Origin of the sequence: Ensifer adhaerens, from assembly GCF_001270265.1 — a bacterium.
Classification (GTDB): Bacteria; Pseudomonadota; Alphaproteobacteria; order Rhizobiales; family Rhizobiaceae; genus Ensifer; species Ensifer adhaerens_B.
The window spans coordinates 518,988-539,118 of sequence record NZ_LGAP01000001.1; the positions used below are offsets into that span (position 1 = coordinate 518,988).

Genomic DNA, 20,131 nt, shown 5'->3' on the forward strand with positions numbered 1-20,131 from the left:
ATGCTGGATAAACCGAACCGCACAGCCGTCTCGGCGCCGTCGCCGGACGGCGGCGTCGCACGGCCAAACCTGATCACGGTCGAGCAGGCGAAGGCCATGTCGATCGGCGACATCACCACTGCCTTCAAGGACCATCTCAATCCTGGCCAGCTCCACTTCATGAGGCTGCTCGGTTTTCACAAGGTGAAGATCGAAAGCGCCGAGGGCATGTACTATACCGACCAGAACGGCCGGAAGATTCTCGACTTTTTCGGCGGCTTCGGTTCGCTGGCCTTTGGCCACAACCACCCGCGTATTCTCCAGGCGCGCCAGAAGTTCCAGGACGAGAAACGCCACGAGATAGCGATTGCCTTCATGTCGCAATATGCGGCGGCGCTTGCCAAGAACATTGCCGCCTGCTCGCCGGGCGATCTCGACATGGTCTTCCTCGGTTCATCCGGTTCCGAGGCGATGGAGGCGGCGGTCAAGCTTGCCGAGCGCGCGGCCGGCCCGAAGCGCCCGAAGGTCGTCTATGCGGAAAATTCATTCCACGGCAAGACCAAGGGCGTGCTCGCCATTACCGACGGCCAGCTTTACCGCGCCGAGTTTAGGCTTGCCGACAACACGGTGCGCGTTCCCTTCGCCGATATCCAGGCCGTCGAGAATGCCTTCAAGTCCGATCCGGAGATCGGCGTCATCGTGCTCGAGACGATCCAGGGCGGCGGCGGCATCATCCAGGCTCCAGCCGAGTACTGGCAGCAGTTGCGGGCGCTCTGCGATCGCTATGGCGTCCTGTGGGTCGCTGACGAAGTGCAGTGCGGTTACGGCCGCTCGGGTCGCTTCTACGCCTTCGAACATTATGGCGTCGTCCCTGACGTCACCGCCCTTGCCAAGTCGCTCGGTGCCGGCAAGGCGGCGGTTGGCGCGATGATCGCTCGCCGCGAAGTCTATATGAAGGCCTATGGCACATCGAAGACGGCGATGATCCACGCTATGGCGACCTTTGGCGGCATGGGCGAAGCCTGCATCACCGCGATCGAGGGCATCAATGTGCTCTACGACGATCACTTGATCGATCGCGCGGCGGACAGCGGCGACTATCTGCTTGAACGCCTGCAGGCGCTGAAGGAGAAGTATCCGAAGATCATCAAGGACGTGCGCGGCAAGGGGCTGATGGTTGGCCTGGAGTTCCAGGACTTCAGCCAGACGTTGCCGATGGTCCTGCGTCCGGTCGTTTCCGTGCTTGACGACAAGCTGAAGGGGTCGCTCTCTGGCTTCATCGGTGCCTTGCTCCTGCGCGACTACGACGTGCTGGTCGCCTTTACCGAATACAATCGCAACGTCATCCGGCTCGAACCGCCGCTGATCTGCGAACGTTCTCACGTCGACCAGTTCATCGCTGCGCTCGACGAGCTCTTGGGCCGTGGCATTGTGCGTATCGTCAAGGACTTCGTCGGCAGCCAGATCGGCAGCTGACGGGCTTCGCAATAGATCTCGAAGGGCAGAAGCGTTAGCGCTTCTGCCCTTTTATGTTCATGTCGAATTCGACGACATTGGAATAGATCGGCGTGCCGACGTCCATGCCGTAGGGCGAGCGGAAGATGCTGCCGCGGATCTTGAATGAGATCGACCGATTGTTCCAATCCATCAGCTTTACCGAGAACCGCTCCTTGCGGGTTTTGCCGCGTGCTGTCAGCGTGCCTTCGACGGCGGCCGTGTCGGGGCCGGTCTGCGTGATGCTGGTCGAGCGGAAGGTGACGGTGCGGTAGGTCGCGCTGTCGAAGACGGCGCTCGACTTCAGGAAATCTTCGACGCGCCTTTCTCCCGTCTCGACACTTTCCGGATAGAGTGTGAAGTTGACCGACGAGCGGGCGATGTTATTGCCATCGATGCGGAAGTTGCCCGAGAACTTGCCAAAGTCGCCGGCAATGCCGCCGCCGCCGACCTGCGCGACGGAGAAATGGATGCGTGACGCGGCGGTGATGCCGTAGCTGCCGGCGGCGTCCGAGAGTTGCGGCGCGCTGGCCCTGGTCGCACTCGGCCCGAACGTCGTGGCAAGCATGACGCAAAATGCCAATGCCGCTGACGATGCCTTCGATTTCTGCTTCATCATGGTTCATTTCCTCTTGGCAATGACCTGACTGCTCTTGGTCTTTTCGAGCTCGCGGCGCCGCTGCGGTCGCGTAGACAGCATGCGAACCAGAACGTCATCGCGACGCACGACGTGGTGGTAGAGCGCGGCCATGGCATGGAACGCGACGAGACCCAGGGTCGCGTAGGCGAGGATCGAGTGTGCTGACGTCCAGAAGCTCTCGGCTGCTTCCGATTTCGCCATCGGCAGATGCGGGATGACGAACCAGTCGAAATAGAAGCTTGGAATGTTCAGCGTCGATGTCGAGGCGACTGCCCAGCCGGAGACGGGCACCGCTAAGGCCAGGACGATCAGGATTGCATGTGTTGTCCCGGCAGCGCGCCGTTCGAGTGCGGAAAGGCCGGCAGGCGCCTGCGGTTGCCTGTCAAGCACATGCCATGCGGCGCGCAGCGCGGCGAGAGCGAGCACCGTAAAGCCGAAGGATTTGTGCCATTGGTAGAGCGAGAATTGCAGGCTCGGATCCAGTGGGAGTCTGCGCATGACAAAGCCGAGCGCCAGGAGGGCAAGGATCAACACCGCGATCAGCCAATGAAGGATGATCGTCACCCAGCCGAATGCAGACTTGCTGTTTTGCAGCATGGCAAGCTCCTGCGGCGTTCGGACGAAATCCTCGGTTTCGCCCTTGTCGCCCGGATAAGACCCACTGGGCCCGCCTTTTATTCTCTGACGATACCGTAAATTTGCAGGCCGATCATGTTGATGCAGCCGAAAGATATCTCATTTGCTCGACACAGGGCAGTCAATTGGCTGGCTCGAGTGGTTGCACCAACTTAATGCGGAACATGAGTCATGACCGAGAATAGCTCGACAAACGAGTTGATCCCACTTGAAAACGTGGTGTTAAAGCATGCCAACGCCGGCATCGCGCTGGGGGCCGAGCAGAGGTTCGCGGAATCGCTCGAGCAATGGCGGCTGGCGGCGCAACTGGCGGACGCGAACCTCGAAGGCGAAGACCTTTATTATTGGGTCAAGGGTGGTTACGGCGCCGCGCTCCACGATGTCGGTCGTCACCGTGAAAGCATCGCCGTTTCGAAACTCGTTCGCGAGTGGACGCTTTCGTTGCGTCAGCCGCTCGCGTCGATGACCATCGCCCGCGCCTATCTGGCGCTCGGCGAGGCCGAAAATGCCTATCCTCATATTCAGGACGTTCACCGATTGACGGGGGACGAGGTGTTCAACCTGTTCGAGCGACGGTACGAGGCCGATATTCGCGTAGCGCTGGCAGCAAAGGCGTAAGTCAGCACGCCTTCGTCATTTCCTGAAGCGAGATGCCGAGATCGTCCGCAACGCCCTGCATCATCAGGCTGCGGACGGCTGCCGGCGACAGCAAGGGCACAGGCAGGACTGCCATGCTGGAAAGGCCTATTCCGAGACCGAGGATCCGCCAGGCGATCGTTTCCGCGAACACGCCTGTGCGGAATTCCCCCGCCGCGATACCATCTGCAATGATGCCGCAAAGCAGGCGATGCCAGTCGGAAACGGCCTGCGCATAGGCGTCGGCCAATGCGGTGTCGGCCTGGGCTGCCCGCCAGGCCTCTGCCCAGAATCGCATGCCGTTCTCCCGTGCATCGTCCGTTTGGTCGCTGACGAAGAGCTTGAGCGCTGCCGTCGGACCGAGCGTAGGGCGCATCTCCACGAACTCGGTGCGGGCCGCAGCCTCGTAGTGCTGGAAGGCTGCGCATTTGAGTTCGCTTGCCGTCTTGAAGTGATGGTGGATGATGCCGTTTGCCGCTCCCATTTCGGCTGCGACGCGACGTGTGGTCATCCCGTCAAAGCCGTCCTTCAGCATCACGGCGATGGCCGCCGCAATGATCGCCTCGCGCCGGGCGAGGCGGGTCATGTACACCATATTCAGTCTCCGGTTGTATCCGATTGACATAGCGCAGATTTGATCATATGTCCAATTTGAGCGTTGGCTCAAATCGTTGGCGGACGATCGAAAACCGCGGCCGGCCGTTTTGGCTCGGTCCTCGTTTTCATCCATTTGATTTTCAGGAGTCGCCATGAGCGAACGTGTTTTGCCGTCTGATGCCGAGATTACCTTCCGCCGCATCTCCGCCCTGACCGTCTGCGAGGTCTGCGAACTCAGCGAAACGCTGAGCGAAGAGCAGCGCAATATGGTTGCCGACAACGGCACCTCGATTGCGGAGGCGCATTTCTCCGAGAATGCCTGGTTCCGGGCGATCTACGCCGACGAGACGCTCGTCGGGTTTATCATGCTGCATCAGGGATCGGATTGGGACGACGGGATCGATTGCCCTGGCGTCTACCTCTGGCGCCTCATGATCGCCCGCCCGTTTCAGGGCAAGGGCATCGGCAAGAAGGCGATCGAACTTGTGGTCCGCGACCTCAAGGCACGCGGCATCCGCGAGCTCTACACCAGCTACGGCTTGGGCGAGGCGAGCCCCGAAGGTTTCTACAAGGGGCTTGGCTTTGTTCCAACAGGGGACAGCTACGGCGAAGAGCTGGAAGCCGTGCTCAAATTTGCGGCCTAAAAGAGATATCATTGGTGGCGCTTGACCCGGCGTCGCTCAGAATATTTGACGAGAGAGACATGCTAAACGACCTACACGAGGCCAATCGGCTCTCATGGAACGCGGCGACCGTCGCGCACAACAGCCACAAGGGCGATCAAGTGGCGTTCTTCCGCAACGGCGGTTCCACGCTCTATCCCGAAGAGATCGAGTTGCTCGGCGATCTGGCGGGCCTTGATCTGCTGCATCTGCAATGCAACTCCGGCCAGGACAGTCTGAGCCTCGCCCGCCTGGGCGCGAACGTGACCGGCGTCGATATTTCCGATGAAGCGATCGCTTTCGCCAAGCGGCTTTCGGCCGAAAGCGGCATCGCCGCCACCTTCGAGCGTGCCGATCTTCTCCACTGGTTCGATGACGCAAGAACGCGCGGTCTGGCGTTCGACCGCGTCTTCGCATCCTATGGCACGATATGTTGGCTGTCCGACCTCGGCCTTTGGGCACGCGGCATCGCTTCCGTCCTGAAGCCCGGTGGGCGGTTTGCCTTCATCGAGTTTCACCCGTTTGCGATGGTTTTCGATGAAAAATGGGCGCCGCGCTACGACTACGCACCGAGAGAACCGGTCTCTGAAGCGGGTGTGGGCGACTATGTCGCGGCATCGGGGGCGGGGTTGGCGCCGGATGGCTATGAACAAGGTGTTGTCGATTTCCGCAATCCGCACCCCTCGTTCGAGTTCAACTGGGGCATCGCGGATGTGCTCCAGGCTTTGATCGATGCCGGTCTCGAGATCGAATGCTTGAAGGAATACCCTTACGCCAACGGCTGGGCCGGCTTTGACGGCATGCGCGATTCCGGCGGCGGACGCATGCTGCCACCCAAATCCATGCCCAGCATTCCCCTGATGTATGCGATCGCGGCGGCAAAGCCGAAGAAGATGGGGGCGATGTCGGCGCCGGCCAGTGCGAGGCCAGAAGCGGTGATCCGCCCCTACCGCACCGAGGATCGCGAGCGATTGGCGGCAATCTGGTTGTCCGCGTCGCGCATCGGGCACCCCTTCCTTGGCGAGGAGCGACTTCTCGCCCAACTGCAGATGGTCCGCGATACCTACCTGCCGATGGCCGACAACTGGGTCGCCGAGGTCGATGGACGCCCGGCAGGCTTCATTGGCCTGATCGGCAATTTTATCGGCGGCCTGTTCGTCAATCCCGAGATCCATGGCGCCGGCATCGGCCGCGGGCTGATCGAGCATGCGGCGGCGCGGCTCGGTCGTCTCGACGTTAGCGTCTATGCCGACAATCCGAGCGCCGTCGATTTCTATCGCCGTCGCGGTTTTGTCGAGACCGGTCGACAGGAGACGGATGATGAGGGGTTGCCCTTTGCGGTGATCCATATGGCGCGCACCCCGTAAGGCGCGAGACCACCGGCAGGGCCGATCGCCCTGGCCCTGCCGGAATATTCCGCGACGGATGCTTTCCTTTGCCGGCGGCATTTGCTAGGCCGCTTTCCGGAGAAAAGTACCTGACCCGGAGGAAATTTCATGACGCCTGACATCCGCCCGCTCGTCGCCGGAAACTGGAAGATGAACGGAACGCGCGCCTCGCTCGATCAGATCAAGGCGATGGCCGAAGGGGTCAAGGGCGATCTGTCGGGCAAGGTCGAGACGCTGATCTGCCCACCCTCAACGTTACTTTATGTCGCGACCGCGCTTTGCGACGACAGCCCTCTGATGATCGGCGCCCAGGATTGCCACCAGAAACAGTCCGGAGCACACACCGGCGAAGTTTCGGCCGAGATGATCGCCGATTGCTTCGGCACCCATGTGATCGTCGGCCATTCCGAGCGCCGCACGGACCACGCCGAGCATGACGGCGTGGTGCGCGCCAAGACGGATGCCGCCCATGCTGCCGATCTGATCGCCATTGTCTGCATCGGCGAAACCGGTGACGAGCGTAAGGCGGGCAAGACGCTCGACGTGCTCAAGCGTCAGCTCGCCGAAAGCCTACCCGACAGCGCCACGGCGGAAAACACGGTCATTGCCTACGAGCCGGTCTGGGCGATCGGTACGGGCCTGACGCCGACGGCGGCAGACGTCGAAGCGGCGCATGCCTTCATGCGCAAGGAACTGGTGTCCCGCTTCGCCGATGCCGGCGGCAAGATGCGTATTCTCTACGGTGGTTCGGTCAAGCCGTCCAATGCCCGCGAGCTCATGGGCGTTGCCAATGTCGATGGCGCGCTGATCGGTGGCGCGAGCTTGAAAGCCGAAGACTTCCTCGCCATCTACCGGGCTTATGAAGATTTGACGGCCTGATTGTCCGGCACGGGCCGGGCAGGGGGTTGGAATAGCGGACAGGTTGGTATAAAGAGGCGCGAAAATTGCGCCCGGAAAACTCCGTGTCCGCGCAAGATTTGATTCGTTTGCCCAAAGGGCAGGACTGGAAGCTGATGCAGACCGTACTACTCGTCATCTATCTCATGGTCGTCGTTGCCCTGATCGGCGTCGTTCTCATTCAGCGTTCCGAAGGTGGCGGCCTCGGCATCGGCGGCGGCTCGGGCTTCATGTCCGCGCGCGGCACTGCCAATGCGCTGACCCGCACGACGGCGATCCTCGCGGCACTCTTCTTCGTTCTGGCTCTGGCGATGGGCATTCTCGCTCGGTACGAGCCGCAGGCGACCGATATCCTCGACCGTATTCCGGGCACCAGCTCGGGCGGCGGCGTCCTCGATTCGCTTGGCGGCGGCAACACCACGGCTCCGGCCGGTGGCGTAACCCAGCAGCCGGCGACCGGCAATGGCGCCACGGCACCGGCGCCCGCCACCACAGGCGAGGCCCCGGCCAGCGGTGCCACGACGACGGAAACGCCCGCAGGCGGCGCCAACAGCAATACGGGATCGCAAGTTCCCAGCGGCCAATAAGGTCGCAATTCAGAAGAACCCGCCGGCGGATGGCACCATCCGCCGGTTTTGTTTTGTGTGAAATCTGATTCCCTTCGAAGACGGAAAAGTTCGGATAGACGAATTTTTCGGTGGCGGAATCGTTTGTTAAAAGGTATCCGGTGACTCCCATGGCGCGATATGTATTCATCACTGGCGGCGTGGTTTCCTCCCTCGGAAAAGGCATCGCTGCGGCCGCTCTAGGAGCGTTGCTGCAGGCGCGTGGCTACCGGGTGAGACTGCGCAAGCTCGACCCCTACCTCAACGTCGATCCGGGCACCATGAGCCCGACCCAGCACGGCGAGGTGTTCGTCACCGACGATGGCGCCGAGACCGATCTGGATCTCGGCCACTATGAACGCTTCACGGGGCGTTCGGCGACGAAGACCGACAACATCACCACTGGCCGGATCTACAAGAACATCATCGACAAGGAGCGCCGAGGCGACTATCTCGGCGCAACCGTTCAGGTGATCCCGCACGTTACCAACGAAATCAAGAACTTCGTCACCGAAGGCAACGACGACTATGATTTCGTGCTGTGCGAGATCGGCGGCACCGTCGGCGACATCGAAGCGATGCCGTTCATGGAAGCGATCCGCCAGCTCGGCAACGATCTGCCGCGCGGCACCGCCGTCTATGTCCATCTGACGCTGATGCCGTACATTCCGGCGGCAGGCGAACTGAAGACCAAGCCAACACAGCATTCGGTCAAGGAACTGCAGGCGCTGGGCATTCATCCCGACATCCTGCTCGTCCGCGCCGATCGCGAGATCCCCGAGGCCGAGCGTCGCAAGCTGTCGCTGTTCTGCAATGTCCGCCAGTCGGCGGTTATCCAGGCGCTCGATGTTGCCTCGATCTACGACGTGCCGATCGCCTACCACAAGGAAGGCCTCGACAACGAAGTGCTGGCCGCCTTCGGCATTGAGCCGGCACCGAAGCCGCGCATGGAAGCGTGGGAAGAAGTTGCCGATCGTATCCGTACGCCGGAAGGCGAAGTCACCATTGCGATCGTCGGCAAGTACACCGGCCTCAAGGATGCCTACAAGTCGCTGACTGAAGCGCTCTACCACGGCGGCATTGCCAACCGGGTCAAGGTCAAGCTCGAGTGGATCGAGTCGGAAGTCTTCGAAAAGGAAGACCCGGCGCCGTACCTCGAGAAGGTGCACGGCATTCTGGTTCCCGGCGGCTTCGGAGAGCGTGGCTCCGAGGGCAAGATCAACGCGGCGCGTTTCGCCCGTGAACGCAAGGTGCCGTATTTCGGCATCTGCTTCGGCATGCAGATGGCGGTCGTCGAAGCGGCGCGCAATCTCGCCGGCATCGACAAGGCATCCTCGACCGAGTTCGGCTCGACCAAGGAGCCGGTCGTCGGCCTCATGACCGAATGGGTGAAGGGCAACGAACTGCAGAAGCGTTCTGCGTCCGGCGATCTCGGCGGCACCATGCGCCTTGGCGCCTATCGCGCGTCGCTGAAGAGCGACACGAAGATTGCCGACATCTACGGCACGACCGATATTTCGGAGCGTCATCGCCACCGTTACGAGGTCAATGTCGACTACAAGCAGCGGCTCGAATCCTGCGGCCTGGTCTTCTCCGGCATGTCGCCGGACGGCATCCTGCCTGAGACCGTCGAGTACCCGGACCATCCGTGGTTCATCGGCGTGCAGTATCATCCGGAGCTGAAATCGCGTCCGCTTGATCCGCACCCGCTGTTTGCGAGCTTCGTCGAAGCGGCACTGGAACAGTCGCGCCTCGTTTGATGCATCAACGCGGTTCTGAAAATTACGGCCGGTCCCTCGTGACCGGCCGTTTTTTGTTTCAGCTTCCTATGCTGCGTCGTTATCGACGGAACGGCTGCCCTTTGCTGCGTGCGAAAATGTAGCTGTAGACACTGCCGATCAGGAACGGCAGCACGAACGCGACGATCGTCACTGCCGTCAGCAGCGGCCCGACGCTGAGGAACAATGCGGCAAGCATCAAGATGCTGCCGGACACGAGCATGAGGCGACCAGTGAGGCGATGCGTTGCCGCCCAGTTGGCCGGGTCGGCGAGTGTCCATGGCAGGCGGAGACCGGCAAAGCCGTTGGGTTGGGATTTCGGCATCACGTTGCCGATGACGACGGAAAGCAAACCCATGGCGAACGCGATGACGCGGACCATCGACACGTCGATACCGAGGCCGATGAGCACGATGACGGTCTGTATCGCTGTAAAGAGTGCAAGAATGCCCGTGGATGCAGCGGCTGCAACATGGCGGCCGGCCTGTCGTCTTGGAGCAAAACGGCCGACGAAAATCATCAGCGCCACGACAACGGCCGCGCCGATTGGCGCTACCAGCAACGCCCTGTCGCGCGGCCAGAACCGATCCGGATTGCCGTCGACGCCCCAGTGGATCGGAAGCTCGGTGCCGGTTGGAATGGTGAGGTAGCCAGTCAGCGTCGCGCCGACGAGCGCGACAGCCAAAGGCAGGACGAGGGGAGAACGCAATACAGATGTCATGGCGTTTGATCCTTCTTGCCGAGTAGTCCGCTCAAGGCTTCCTCCAGGATGGACATGTTGAGGTGGTAGATCAGGCTCGTGCCACGGCGTTCGACCGCGACCAGTTCGGCATCGCGCAGCTTGTTGAAATGCACCGAAAGCGTCGGTTTGGTCAGATCGAAATGGCCGGCAAGCTCGCCGGCACTCATCGGGCCGCTTTTCAGCAGCGTCAGAATTTGTCGCCGCACCGGGTGCGAAAGCGCTTCGAAGACGGTGTTGATTCGCATGGCCCACGATCCGTTGTTACCTCATAATTAGATAATCATCTAATTAGAGTCAACACGAAGAAATAAGCCTTTTGAACACCAAAGCACCCGGCGCGAAAGGCGCGCCGGGTGCTTTGAGATCCCGTCTGAAGTGAGAGCGCTATCGCTGATCGGCACTTGCAAGCTTGCGCCATTGCGGCACGCGCCAGATGGTGATGAAGCGCAGCAGCCATTCCAGCGGACCATAGGCGAAGTGTTGAATCCACCAGCAGCTGAGAATGAGTTGAGCAGCGTAGATGACAAGGGCGATCGATACGGTTTCGAGTGGCGGCACGCGGCCGACCAAGCCGAGACCGTAGTCATGGAAGATAAAGGCGCAGATGAGGGATTGCAGCAGGTAGTTGGAAAGCGCAGTCCGGCCGGCCGGTGCCAGCAGGTCGCGCAGCCATCGTCCAGCGGCAGTGTCGAGGAACAGCACCATGGCGCCCACATAGGCTCCCGTCAGCAACGGTGCGGTCAATAGCCCGATGGCAAGCCCGATGATCGCCAGCGGCGTTTCGCTCATCTCGACGCCGGTATAGGCGTAGACGACGGCGCCGGGCAGGCCGACCAAGACGCCGAGGCGAACAAGCCGCCGGAACAGGGCGCGGTTCTCCTGCGGCCGAGAGAGGATCTGCCGGCGCCCCGCAATCAGGCCGACGAGGAACATGGCGAGCGCCGATGGCGCCTGTAATAAGCCGAGGATCACCCAGATTGACGACAGTTCCGTCAGGTGCTGGCCTATGATGGATTGCCAATTGCCCCTGAAGGCCGCTTCCGTCGCGGCAGCTGTGGCGATAATGGCTTTCCGATCAAGAGGCGGAGGCTCCAGGACGGCGACGACGCCAAGTGCGAACCAGGAAAGCGCCGTACCCACGACCAGCAGGCGAGCGAGCCGCCAAAGGCTGGCATCGCTTCGCGTCCGCAACATCATCAGCGCGATGCCAAGAACGGCGTAGGTCGTCAGTATGTCGCCGTGAAACAGCAGAACCGCATGCGCCAGCCCGATCAGCCAGAGCCCCGCCTGCCGCCGCAACAGCCGTGGCACGAAGGCGTCGCCCGCCTTTTCGGCGGAGCGCATCTGCAGGGTGAAGCTGTAGCCGAAGAGGAAGGAGAAAAGCAGGTAGAACTTCATCTCGAAGAACAGCGCGACCGCGAAGTGTACGCCGCGGTCGAGACCGGAGCCGAACGACGGATCTGGCAATTCGAGGCCGTAAAACGCCGAGGCGAAAGCCATGGTGTTGACGAGCAGGATGCCGAGCAGGGCAAAGCCGCGCAACGCGTCGACCTCGTCTATGCGGTCTTGGGTGGTCATGATCACCTCCGTAACGGCAGGCGATGTAACTGCCTGCCGGATCCATCTGATTCAAAACGTCTATTGTCGAAGGGCCGGGTCGGGCGAAGGGTCCACGCCGTCCTCCAACGATCCAGTCGGCAATGTGCCGCGTAAGCCGTTCAAAGGCGGCCAAACCACATTTAATAAATCGAGTAATCTATCTAATAATAGACATCATTCACGTCAAGGCTCTCGCCGAGCCGATGCAGGCGACGGTGGTCAGCGGATTCGTTTTGGAGGATGCAGTCCGCGCGGGGCCGCTAATTGCTTGCGGCGTTGGCCCTCAGCCAGGCGGTCTGGCGCCGTGCGCGACGCAATGCCGTGAAGGCCGCGCCGATCGAGATGATGAGAAGTGCGACCAGGATCACCTCGCCATCGCCGAGCCACAGCCCTTCAAAAGCCGAGACGACTGCGGCGAACGTGATCGTCGCCATTCGGTGCTGCTTTGCCATAGGGCCGGAAAAGTCGCTCGGGGCGCCGTTGGCGCGGCCGAGTTCGCGAACATAGGCGGTGAGCACGGCGAACGCGCCGGCGGCAAAGCCGAGCGCCGGCACGCCGATGCCACAACCGGCGCCGACGAGAATGAAGAGGTCGGCGATCCGGTCGGGAAATTCGTTCCAGAACGGACCGTCCGGCGCGCCCTTGCCGCCCTCGACGGCGACCATGCCGTCAAAAAGATTGCAGAGCAGACGCATCTGGCAGAACAGGGCCGCGGCGATGAAAAGCAGGGCGCGAAGTCCGTCCTGGGTCTCGCTGGTCAGCCAGAGCGCAAGGCCCGCTAGCGCTGCGGCCGCCATGCTCGCCTGCGATATCTGATTGGGTGTGATCGCCATCGAAGCGAGGCGCCGGGCGATTGCCTGCGCCCAGCGGGTGTTGCGGCTGGCCAAAGGCCTGCGGTCGCTGGTTTCTTTCATTGTTCAAGCTCCCCGCGACTGATCGAATAGTTGTAAAGCACCGCATAGCTGGTCGATACCAGTAACGGCACGGCAATCGTCCTAAGAATTTCCGGTGTTCCGGTTGCCGCATGGACGGCGACGAGAATGGTCGTTGAGCCAAGGCAGGCGAGGAGCGGTGGCATCCAAAGCCGCAAGACCCCGCGGAAACGAAGAGACAGCGCCTCGATCGTCGATTTCAGGCATAGCGTCAGCGCGGCTGAAAGCGCGCCCTGCACCAAGCCGGCTATCAACAGTCGCGGCATTGCATGATGCCTGTTGGCAAACAGTGCCCATCCGCCCATGGCTAGGAAAGCAAAAAGCACGTGGACGATGCTGCTGCGGGCAAGGCTGCGCAGCTGGCTGCTCATGTTAGCGACCACCAGTATCGCGTCAGATGAAAGAAGATCGGTGCCGAGAACACGACCGAATCCAGTCGGTCGATCAAACCGCCATGTCCTTCGATCAGGTGACCCCAGTCCTTCACCCCGCGGTCCCGCTTGATCGCCGACATCACCAGCCCGCCGAAGAAGCCCATCATCGTGATGATGAACGACATCAGCCCGGCTTGAAGCGGCGTAAATGGCGTGATCCACCACAGCGAGGCGCCGAGCAGAGTTGCGCTGGCAACGCCGCCGGCAAACCCCTCCACCGTCTTCGATGGCGAGAGTTTCGGGGCGATCTTGGTGCGCCCGAAGAGCTTGCCCCAGACATATTGCAGCACGTCGCTCGATTGCACGACGATCACCAGGAAGGCGATCAGCAGCACATTGCGCCCCTCGTAGCCGGGAATCTGCAGCGTCAGCAGTGCCGGCACATGCGAAGCGCAAAACACGCAGATCATCAGCGCCCATTGGACTTCGGAGATCCGCAGCAGGAAGTTTTGCGTATCGCCGCGCAGGACAGCGATGATCGGCATGAGCAGGAAGGCGTAAACAGGAATGAAGATCGCATAGATGCCGTATTCTTCCGCCCAAAGCAGATAGTAGTTGATCGGCAATGCCAGGAAGAAGGCGGCGGCAATCGCCCAATGATCGGCCCGCCGTGTGTTGATGAGCGTGATGAATTCGCGAAGTGCTGCAAAAGAGCAGAAGGCGAAGAGCAACAGCACCCCGACACGTCCGGCAATGAAGGCGACGGCGATCAGGAAGACCATTGCCCACCAGGCCTTGATGCGGGCATTCAGGTTCTCGATTGCGCCATTGGAGCCGTCGGGCGAAAGCTTGCGCTGCAAGATGTAACCGACCGACGAGGCAAACAGCAGGATGCCGCCGACGCCGAGCAGCAGGGTGACCATGTCGGAAGTCGTCGTACTCATGCGTCGTTGTCCGTCTGTGCCGGGGCAAGGGAAAGCAATGCGCCTTGCGCCCTGGCGATGAAGTCTTCCTTGCTCTCGCCTGGTTCGACCTTGAGCGGTTCGCCGAAGTTGATCGTGCAGATCAGCGGTATCGGAACAAACTCGCCCTTCGGCATCACACGGTTGAGATTGTTGATCCACACCGGGACGAGAGCCACGTCCGGCCGCTTGCGCGCGAGGTGGTAGAGCCCGCTCTTGAACGGCAGCAACTTGGCCTCGGTCTGGTTGCGCGTGCCTTCGGGAAAGACGATCAGCGAGGCGCCGTCATCGAGCGCCGTCGCCATCTGCTCGACCGGGTCGCTGGTGCGTGCGGCGGGGTCGCGTTCGATCAGCACCGCATCGAAGACGTCGCGGCCGATGAAGGACGTCAGTTTCGACTTCAGCCAGTACTCGGCGCTGGCGACGGGGCGTGCACGTTCGCGCAGCCAGGGCGGCAGTACGGCCCAGATCAGGATGAAATCGCCATGGCTGGAGTGATTGGCGAAATAGATGCTTTGTCTCGGCGGCAGGCCGGTTTCGTGCCAGATTGCGCGGGCAGCTGTCAGCGCACGCGCAAACATCATGATGGCGACCGAAGCGAGCTTGGCAAGCAAATCGCGAATCATGCTGCCTCGATCCCATCTTGATGGTATCCCGGTGTCGAGGGATGCATTGCCCCTCGTGCCCGCATGCGTCCCACGCCCTGCAATGAAATGATCAAATGTCGCCCCTCAAACCTGCAACCGGTCGTAACCTCAGGCTGCATCGACCGACTTTACGCGATTGCGTCCGCTTCACAAGCGGCCGAAATCGCTCCTGGGATGATGACGTGCGAGCTGTCCAAATTCTTCGATCCCGGCAAGTTTTTTGGCTGACGCGCGGGAAACGATGCGACGTCACACTGCAGCCTTCGACCCACAGGCGGTTTCCGTGGAACGTTGACCACTTGCAACTCAGCCGCTAGTTTTCAGGTTCATCAAGAGGAGCGTCGTCCAATGCGCCAGTAATGCCCGGTGAAAACCGAATTCGCCTCAACTTCGCTCGCGAAGGGGATGGACGATGGCATTGCTCGATCCGCAACCACGGACAGACGCCGAGGCATTTTTTGCCTGCGATCTCTATTCTCCACGACGAGCGGTCATGTTTGGACATGTTTCCAAGGGACCGACTATGCAAGATTTATCCAACGCGCTCGATATCATCGATCACAACCGCCAAGCCTGGGACAGGCAGGCAAGCCAGCAGTGTGAGTGGTCACGACCGGTGACGCCGGAACTGATCGCTGCTGCCCGTAGCGGGCAATCGCAGGCGCGACTGACGCCCGGTGACCTGCCGAAGGAATGGCTCCCTGACATTCGCGGCAAGAAGATCCTGTGCCTGGCTTCGGCCGGCGGCCAGCAGGCGCCTATTCTGGCGGCGGCAGGTGGCGAGGTCACGGTCTTCGACATTTCGGAACGGCAACTTGATCAGGACCGACTGGTGGCGGAGCGCGAGGGCCTGCCGCTGACAATCGTTCAGGGCGACATGCGCGACCTCTCGGTCTTTCCGGATTGCAGCTTCGATATCATCTTCCACCCGATATCGAATCTCTACGTGCCCGACGTCCAGCCGGTCTGGCGCGAATGCCATCGGGTGCTGAAGATGGGCGGTCGCCTGCTGGCAAGCTTCTACAATCCGGTGGTGTTCGTCGGCGACCGCGACCCGAGCTATGCCGAACAGGGCCTCATTCGGCCGGCCTATACGCTTCCCTTTGTCGAGGCGGAACATCTCGCTGCCGACGCTGTGCGCGCCAAGATCGACAAGGGTGAAGCCTTGGTGTTCGGGCACAGCCTGGCAGCTCAAATCGACGGTCAATTGCGGGCCGGCTTCGTGCTGGCGGGCTTCCACGAGGACCGGCAGCCGGTGCCGCGTTTCCTGATCGACAGGTTTGTGCCGACCTTTATCGCGACCTGCGCCATCAAAAGCGACCTCGGCCAATGATGTGATGTCGGTGCGCACCTTTCTGAGCGCACCGGATGAAGCCGAACAACCGCAGCGCCCGTCGCGGTGCTGCGGTTGCCTTTCGCAATATCGCGAGCGTCGATCTCCGTGACTTGTTACGCGGCGTTACTGTTACGTACTCCCCAAGGCTGCGGTTTTCATTCTTTGCTGTTCACCAGGCAAACTGAAAAGGATCGGGAAATATGCGCTTCATAGCTTTGTTGTTTGTGCCCTTGACGATCGCTCTGCTGGGGCTTTCGGGCTGTGCCACGACTTCCTCGAGCAATACGACCTACGCGCAGCCCCAAACGTTCGCCCCCGGTCTCGGGGCCTCGAATACGGGCAACGCCACGGCGACTCCGGGCTTCTATTGACGCTCAGGCAGTTCGGCACCTGCTGGCAGCCATAAGACCGCGGCGGGCGGTGCCCGGCGCGGACGGCTCCTATTTGCGGCGGATCTTTGGGGCCAAGCGGCCGATCGGCGCCCTGGCCGCCAGCCGGCTTGCATTCGCCGGTCAAAAGTTGCAAACAGCGGCAAACCATCAGGGAAACCGCCATGAGCCTCTCCACGCGCACCACCCGCCCGCTCGATCATCTCGTGCTGCCGGTGGACGCACTCGAACAGGCACGGCGTCGCCTCAATGATCTCGGCTTCACGGTGGCCGAAGACGCCCGCCACCCTTTCGGCACCGAAAACGCCTGCGTCTTCTTCTCCGACAACACCTATCTCGAGCCGCTTGCCGTCGCTTCGCGCGAGGAATGCGAGGCGGCAGCCTTGGCCGGCAACGCCTTCGTTGCCCGCGATCAGGCATTCCGCTTCCGCCAGGGGCCGGAGGGCCTCTCGGCGATCGTGCTCGGTACAGAGGACGCCGCCGCCGACCACATGCGGTTTCGCGCCCGTGGCGTTTCCGGCGGCGACATGCTGGAGTTCTCCCGGCCGATGCGGCTACCCGATGGCCGCGAGGGGCTCGGATCCTTCCGACTGGCCTTTGCCGCTGACCTGCGCTCGCCGGATTTCTTCCTGTTCAGCTGTCAGCGCGTGCGCGCGCTTCCGACCGACCGGGGTACGCTGGAACGGCACGAAAACGGCGTGCTCGGCATTTCCGAGGTGGTGCTTTCGGAGACGAACCCGACCGATTTCCAATACCTGCTGCAGGAGGCGGTCGATGAGCGCGAAGTCGCGGCTCACTCCTTCGGCATGGACATCGAGACGACGAACGCCAGGATCTCGGTTCTGAGTGCTGCCGGTATGGAAGCCTTCTTCGGTCGCTCGGTTCGCAACGCCGAGCGCGGCTTGCGCGGCCGGGCCGTAATCTTCCGTGTCGCCGACCTCGAAGTGACGCGCGCGCTCTTTGCGCGCAACGATATCGAATTTTCAGAAATGGGCGGACGCCTCATTGTGCCCGAAATGGCGGGGCAAGGGGTGATCTTCGCGTTTGGAGCTTGATGATGGAAACGAATGCCAGAGTAGTCGTCGGTGAAGGTGCCAAGCAGGTCGCCTTCTCGCAGAAGGAGCGTCTGTCGCTGATCGCCGGCCCCTGTCAGATGGAAAGCCGCGAGCACGCCTTCATGATGGCGGGAAAGCTTGCCGAACTGTGCAAGTCGCTCGATATCGGCCTCGTCTACAAGTCGTCCTTCGACAAGGCCAACCGCACGTCGCTTTCGGGCAAGCGCGGCATTGGCCTCGACACGGCGATGGAGGTCTTTGCCGATCTCAAGAAGGAATTCGGCTTCCCGGTCCTGACCGATGTCCACACCGAGGAGCAATGCGCAGTCGTCGCCGAGACCGTCGACATCCTGCAGATCCCGGCCTTCCTGTCGCGCCAGACCGACCTTCTGGTGGCCGCTGCCAAGACCGGCCGCACCATCAACGTCAAGAAGGGCCAGTTCCTGGCGCCTTGGGACATGAAGAACGTGCTTGCCAAATTCACCGAGAGCGGCAACCCGAACGTGCTTCTGTGCGAGCGTGGCGCGTCCTTCGGCTACAACACGCTGGTTTCCGACATGCGCTCGTTGCCGATCATGGCCTCGCTCGGTGCGCCTGTCGTCTTCGACGCCACCCACTCGGTGCAGCAGCCGGGCGGGCAGGGCGGTTCCACCGGCGGTCAGCGCGAGTTCGTCGAAACGCTGTCGCGTGCGGCCGTCGCCGTCGGCATCGCCGGCCTGTTCGTCGAAACCCACGAGGATCCCGACAACGCGCCGTCGGACGGCCCGAACATGGTGCATCTGAAGGATATGCCGCGGCTGCTCGAAAAGCTGCTGGCCTTCGACGCGGTCGCCAAGGGCTGATACAGCCTCGTGAAATTTTCATGAACCCCGGTGGCGCGGCTGTTTTTACTTCTTGCGCGCCATTGAAAATCCCGGGCCTTCGCTTATGACAGGCCCGACCCACCACCGTCCTCAAGCAGGGAAGAGATCATGACTGCAATCATCGACATCATCGGCCGAGAAATTCTGGACAGCCGCGGTAACCCGACCGTCGAGGTCGACGTCCATCTGGAAGACGGAAGCTTCGGCCGCGCAGCCGTGCCGTCGGGTGCCTCGACCGGTGCGCATGAAGCAGTCGAACTGCGCGATGGTGGAACGCGCTACCTCGGTAAGGGCGTCGAGCGCGCTGTCGACGCCGTCAACGGCGAGATCTTCGAAGCGATCGGTGGCCTCGATGCTGAAAACCAGATCCAGATCGACAAGACGATGATCGAGCTTGACGGCACGGCCAACAAGTCGCGCCTCGGTGCCAACGCCATCCTCGGCGTGTCGCTTGCCGTCGCCAAGGCGGCGGCCGAAGCTGCCGGCCTGCCGCTCTACCGTTACGTCGGCGGCCCGAACGCCCACGTGCTTCCGGTTCCGATGATGAACATCATCAACGGTGGCGCCCATGCCGACAACCCGATCGACTTCCAGGAATTCATGATCGTTCCGGTCGGTGCCGATACGATGCGTGATGCGGTCCGCATGGGTTCGGAAGTGTTCCACACCCTGAAGAAGCAGCTTGCAGCCGACGGCCACAACACCAATGTCGGCGACGAAGGCGGCTTCGCGCCGGGGCTGGCATCTGCTCCGGCAGCACTCGACTTCATCATGAAGTCGATCGAAAAAGCCGGCTACAAGCCGGGCGAAGACATGTTCATCGCGCTCGATTGCGCTGCGACCGAATTCTTCAAGGACGGCAAGTACGTGCTCGAAGGCGAGGGCCGCACGCTGGAGCCGGGCGCAATGGCCGAATACCTGGCGGAACTCGCTGGCAACTATCCGATCTTCTCGATCGAAGACGGCATGGCGGAAGACGATTGGGACGGCTGGAAGGCCGTGACCGACCTCATCGGCAACAAGTGCCAGCTCGTCGGCGACGACCTGTTCGTCACCAACTCCGCACGCCTGCGCGACGGCATCAAGATGGGCGTTGCCAACTCGATCCTCGTCAAGGTCAACCAGATCGGCTCGCTGTCGGAAACGCTCGACGCCGTCGAGACCGCGCACAAGGCACGTTACACCGCCGTCATGTCCCACCGCTCCGGCGAGACCGAGGACGCGACCATCGCCGACCTCGCGGTTGCCACCAACTGCGGCCAGATCAAGACCGGCTCGCTGGCCCGTTCCGACCGGCTCGCGAAGTACAACCAGCTGATCCGCATCGAAGAGCAGCTCGGCCTGCAGGCCAAGTACGCCGGCCGCTCGATCCTGCGCGGCTGATAGCCTCGATCGATCGCTAAAAATTCGACCCGCTCACGGCTGCCGTGGGCGGGTTTTGCTTTATCCGGCCATTCATGGTCAACGGTCGGTTAATCAATGCCCGTTAGTCTCACTCTGTATTGCGTATCAGGGTGTGGACGGGATGTGGACACGGCATCATAAGAAACGGAAACTGGGTCGGCTGGTGCTGCCGCTGATCGCGGTCGCCTTTCTCTCCTATTTCGGCTATCATTCCATTCATGGCGGCTACGGCTTGAAGGCGACGGAACAATTCGATCGCCAGATCGTTGAGCGGCAGGCACGGCTGGACGAGCTCACCAAGCAGCGCACGACCCTCGAAAGAGAGGTTCAGCTGATGAGCGACGGTTCGCTGGAGCGTGACATGCTGGATGAGAAAGCTCGCCTCGCACTCAACATGTCGCGGAGCGACGAAATCGTTATTTTTCACCGCATGACGAATTAACTGAAATTCGGTTAATTTATAATTTCTGTGGAAATTCAATATCTTACGCGGAATGCGAGCCATGCAAATATGGC

22 protein-coding genes are annotated in these 20,131 nt (G+C 61.4%); 12 read left to right on the plus strand and 10 right to left on the minus strand.

Annotation, left to right across the window (positions count from 1 at the left end):
* On the plus strand, positions 1 to 1,455 hold the full coding sequence (locus AC244_RS02530; protein WP_414735876.1) for an aspartate aminotransferase family protein: 1,455 nt from the start codon (positions 1 to 3) through the stop codon (positions 1,453 to 1,455).
* Between the two features lie 34 nt (positions 1,456 to 1,489).
* On the opposite strand, the gene AC244_RS02535 is transcribed toward AC244_RS02530, so the two are convergent.
* Entirely contained in the window at positions 1,490 to 2,041 is a 552-nt protein-coding gene (locus tag AC244_RS02535; RefSeq protein WP_053247649.1) for a YceI family protein, read from the minus strand.
* A 54-nt stretch (positions 2,042 to 2,095) separates the two neighbouring features.
* Positions 2,096 to 2,710: a cytochrome b gene (locus AC244_RS02540; protein WP_053247232.1), complete on the minus strand. Its 615-nt coding sequence runs from the start codon at positions 2,708 to 2,710 to the stop codon at positions 2,096 to 2,098.
* A gap of 210 nt (positions 2,711 to 2,920) precedes the next feature.
* On the opposite strand from AC244_RS02540, the gene AC244_RS02545 reads away from it, so the two are divergent.
* Positions 2,921 to 3,367, plus strand: a complete 447-nt coding sequence (locus tag AC244_RS02545; RefSeq protein WP_053247233.1) for a hypothetical protein — start codon at positions 2,921 to 2,923, stop codon at positions 3,365 to 3,367.
* Position 3,368: 1 nt separating this feature from the next.
* Here AC244_RS02545 and AC244_RS02550 read toward each other — a convergent pair whose 3' ends face one another.
* Complete coding sequence (locus AC244_RS02550) at positions 3,369 to 3,980, minus strand: TetR family transcriptional regulator C-terminal domain-containing protein (protein ID WP_161807832.1); 612 nt, start codon at positions 3,978 to 3,980, stop codon at positions 3,369 to 3,371.
* Positions 3,981 to 4,134: 154 nt separating this feature from the next.
* Between AC244_RS02550 and AC244_RS02555 the strand changes: the two genes are divergently transcribed.
* The 5 genes from AC244_RS02555 (at position 4,135) to AC244_RS02575 (ending at position 9,294) form a co-directional block, all read left to right on the plus strand.
* On the plus strand, positions 4,135 to 4,626 hold the full coding sequence (locus AC244_RS02555; RefSeq protein WP_053247235.1) for a GNAT family N-acetyltransferase: 492 nt from the start codon (positions 4,135 to 4,137) through the stop codon (positions 4,624 to 4,626).
* Between the two features lie 59 nt (positions 4,627 to 4,685).
* The gene (locus AC244_RS38740) at positions 4,686 to 6,011 is read left to right on the plus strand and encodes a GNAT family N-acetyltransferase (protein WP_202596036.1); all 1,326 of its coding nucleotides are present in this window, start codon (positions 4,686 to 4,688) and stop codon (positions 6,009 to 6,011) included.
* Positions 6,012 to 6,140: 129 nt separating this feature from the next.
* Entirely contained in the window at positions 6,141 to 6,911 is a 771-nt protein-coding gene (gene tpiA / locus AC244_RS02565) for a triose-phosphate isomerase (protein WP_053247236.1), read from the plus strand.
* Between the two features lie 134 nt (positions 6,912 to 7,045).
* Positions 7,046 to 7,516, plus strand: a complete 471-nt coding sequence (secG, locus tag AC244_RS02570; RefSeq protein WP_053247650.1) for a preprotein translocase subunit SecG — start codon at positions 7,046 to 7,048, stop codon at positions 7,514 to 7,516.
* A gap of 149 nt (positions 7,517 to 7,665) precedes the next feature.
* Complete coding sequence (locus AC244_RS02575; protein WP_053247237.1) at positions 7,666 to 9,294, plus strand: CTP synthase; 1,629 nt, start codon at positions 7,666 to 7,668, stop codon at positions 9,292 to 9,294.
* Positions 9,295 to 9,373: 79 nt separating this feature from the next.
* Here the strand turns inward: AC244_RS02575 and AC244_RS02580 are convergent, their stop codons facing one another.
* The 7 genes from AC244_RS02580 to AC244_RS02610 form a co-directional block, all read right to left on the minus strand.
* The gene (locus tag AC244_RS02580) at positions 9,374 to 10,033 is read right to left on the minus strand and encodes an SdpI family protein (protein ID WP_082366708.1); all 660 of its coding nucleotides are present in this window, start codon (positions 10,031 to 10,033) and stop codon (positions 9,374 to 9,376) included.
* Positions 10,030 to 10,299, minus strand: a complete 270-nt coding sequence (locus tag AC244_RS02585; RefSeq protein WP_202596037.1) for an autorepressor SdpR family transcription factor — start codon at positions 10,297 to 10,299, stop codon at positions 10,030 to 10,032. Before AC244_RS02585 ends, AC244_RS02580 begins: the two co-directional genes overlap by 4 nt.
* A gap of 139 nt (positions 10,300 to 10,438) precedes the next feature.
* Entirely contained in the window at positions 10,439 to 11,632 is a 1,194-nt protein-coding gene (locus AC244_RS02590; RefSeq protein WP_053247239.1) for a DUF418 domain-containing protein, read from the minus strand.
* A 281-nt stretch (positions 11,633 to 11,913) separates the two neighbouring features.
* Positions 11,914 to 12,567 (minus strand): CDP-alcohol phosphatidyltransferase family protein, encoded by a 654-nt coding sequence (locus tag AC244_RS02595; RefSeq protein WP_053247240.1) that lies wholly within the window; start codon positions 12,565 to 12,567, stop codon positions 11,914 to 11,916.
* A complete protein-coding gene (locus AC244_RS02600) occupies positions 12,564 to 12,956 on the minus strand; it encodes a hypothetical protein (protein ID WP_053247241.1) in 393 nt (130 codons plus the stop codon). The genes AC244_RS02595 and AC244_RS02600 overlap by 4 nt, the downstream gene beginning before the upstream one ends.
* Positions 12,953 to 13,903, minus strand: a complete 951-nt coding sequence (locus AC244_RS02605; RefSeq protein ID WP_053247242.1) for a phosphatidate cytidylyltransferase — start codon at positions 13,901 to 13,903, stop codon at positions 12,953 to 12,955. Before AC244_RS02605 ends, AC244_RS02600 begins: the two co-directional genes overlap by 4 nt.
* Positions 13,900 to 14,544, minus strand: coding sequence for a lysophospholipid acyltransferase family protein (locus AC244_RS02610; RefSeq protein WP_053247652.1), 645 nt, complete (start codon positions 14,542 to 14,544; stop codon positions 13,900 to 13,902). Before AC244_RS02610 ends, AC244_RS02605 begins: the two co-directional genes overlap by 4 nt.
* A 547-nt stretch (positions 14,545 to 15,091) precedes the next feature.
* Between AC244_RS02610 and AC244_RS02615 the strand changes: the two genes are divergently transcribed.
* From AC244_RS02615 to AC244_RS02635, 5 genes are all read left to right on the plus strand, one after another.
* A complete protein-coding gene (locus AC244_RS02615) occupies positions 15,092 to 15,901 on the plus strand; it encodes a class I SAM-dependent methyltransferase (RefSeq protein ID WP_053247653.1) in 810 nt (269 codons plus the stop codon).
* A gap of 556 nt (positions 15,902 to 16,457) precedes the next feature.
* Positions 16,458 to 17,348 (plus strand): VOC family protein, encoded by an 891-nt coding sequence (locus tag AC244_RS02620; protein WP_053247243.1) that lies wholly within the window; start codon positions 16,458 to 16,460, stop codon positions 17,346 to 17,348.
* Positions 17,348 to 18,190, plus strand: a complete 843-nt coding sequence (gene kdsA / locus AC244_RS02625; protein WP_053247244.1) for a 3-deoxy-8-phosphooctulonate synthase — start codon at positions 17,348 to 17,350, stop codon at positions 18,188 to 18,190. The genes AC244_RS02620 and kdsA overlap by 1 nt, the downstream gene beginning before the upstream one ends.
* A gap of 129 nt (positions 18,191 to 18,319) precedes the next feature.
* Positions 18,320 to 19,594, plus strand: a complete 1,275-nt coding sequence (gene eno / locus AC244_RS02630; RefSeq protein ID WP_053247245.1) for a phosphopyruvate hydratase — start codon at positions 18,320 to 18,322, stop codon at positions 19,592 to 19,594.
* Between the two features lie 142 nt (positions 19,595 to 19,736).
* On the plus strand, positions 19,737 to 20,057 hold the full coding sequence (locus AC244_RS02635) for an FtsB family cell division protein (protein ID WP_053247246.1): 321 nt from the start codon (positions 19,737 to 19,739) through the stop codon (positions 20,055 to 20,057).
* Positions 20,058 to 20,131: the final 74 nt, after the last annotated feature.

Excerpts from the sequence above, each read along its gene's own strand:
- AC244_RS02580 (WP_082366708.1), bottom strand. The coding sequence starts at position 10,033 with ATGACATCTGTATTGCGTTCTCCCCTCGTCCTGCCTTTGGCTGTCGCG.
- AC244_RS02585 (WP_202596037.1), bottom strand. The coding sequence starts at position 10,299 with ATGCGAATCAACACCGTCTTCGAAGCGCTTTCGCACCCGGTGCGGCGA.
- AC244_RS02590 (WP_053247239.1), bottom strand. The coding sequence starts at position 11,632 with ATGACCACCCAAGACCGCATAGACGAGGTCGACGCGTTGCGCGGCTTT.
- AC244_RS02595 (WP_053247240.1), bottom strand. The coding sequence starts at position 12,567 with ATGAAAGAAACCAGCGACCGCAGGCCTTTGGCCAGCCGCAACACCCGC.
- AC244_RS38740 (WP_202596036.1), top strand. The coding sequence starts at position 4,686 with ATGCTAAACGACCTACACGAGGCCAATCGGCTCTCATGGAACGCGGCG.
- AC244_RS02575 (WP_053247237.1), top strand. The coding sequence starts at position 7,666 with ATGGCGCGATATGTATTCATCACTGGCGGCGTGGTTTCCTCCCTCGGA.
- eno (WP_053247245.1), top strand. The coding sequence starts at position 18,320 with ATGACTGCAATCATCGACATCATCGGCCGAGAAATTCTGGACAGCCGC.
- AC244_RS02540 (WP_053247232.1), bottom strand. The coding sequence starts at position 2,710 with ATGCTGCAAAACAGCAAGTCTGCATTCGGCTGGGTGACGATCATCCTT.
- AC244_RS02535 (WP_053247649.1), bottom strand. The coding sequence starts at position 2,041 with ATGCTTGCCACGACGTTCGGGCCGAGTGCGACCAGGGCCAGCGCGCCG.
- kdsA (WP_053247244.1), top strand. The coding sequence starts at position 17,348 with ATGATGGAAACGAATGCCAGAGTAGTCGTCGGTGAAGGTGCCAAGCAG.
- AC244_RS02555 (WP_053247235.1), top strand. The coding sequence starts at position 4,135 with ATGAGCGAACGTGTTTTGCCGTCTGATGCCGAGATTACCTTCCGCCGC.
- AC244_RS02550 (WP_161807832.1), bottom strand. The coding sequence starts at position 3,980 with ATGGTGTACATGACCCGCCTCGCCCGGCGCGAGGCGATCATTGCGGCG.
- AC244_RS02620 (WP_053247243.1), top strand. The coding sequence starts at position 16,458 with ATGAGCCTCTCCACGCGCACCACCCGCCCGCTCGATCATCTCGTGCTG.
- AC244_RS02635 (WP_053247246.1), top strand. The coding sequence starts at position 19,737 with ATGTGGACACGGCATCATAAGAAACGGAAACTGGGTCGGCTGGTGCTG.
- AC244_RS02615 (WP_053247653.1), top strand. The coding sequence starts at position 15,092 with ATGCAAGATTTATCCAACGCGCTCGATATCATCGATCACAACCGCCAA.
- secG (WP_053247650.1), top strand. The coding sequence starts at position 7,046 with ATGCAGACCGTACTACTCGTCATCTATCTCATGGTCGTCGTTGCCCTG.
- AC244_RS02545 (WP_053247233.1), top strand. The coding sequence starts at position 2,921 with ATGACCGAGAATAGCTCGACAAACGAGTTGATCCCACTTGAAAACGTG.
- tpiA (WP_053247236.1), top strand. The coding sequence starts at position 6,141 with ATGACGCCTGACATCCGCCCGCTCGTCGCCGGAAACTGGAAGATGAAC.
- AC244_RS02605 (WP_053247242.1), bottom strand. The coding sequence starts at position 13,903 with ATGAGTACGACGACTTCCGACATGGTCACCCTGCTGCTCGGCGTCGGC.
- AC244_RS02530 (WP_414735876.1), top strand. The coding sequence starts at position 1 with ATGCTGGATAAACCGAACCGCACAGCCGTCTCGGCGCCGTCGCCGGAC.
- AC244_RS02600 (WP_053247241.1), bottom strand. The coding sequence starts at position 12,956 with ATGAGCAGCCAGCTGCGCAGCCTTGCCCGCAGCAGCATCGTCCACGTG.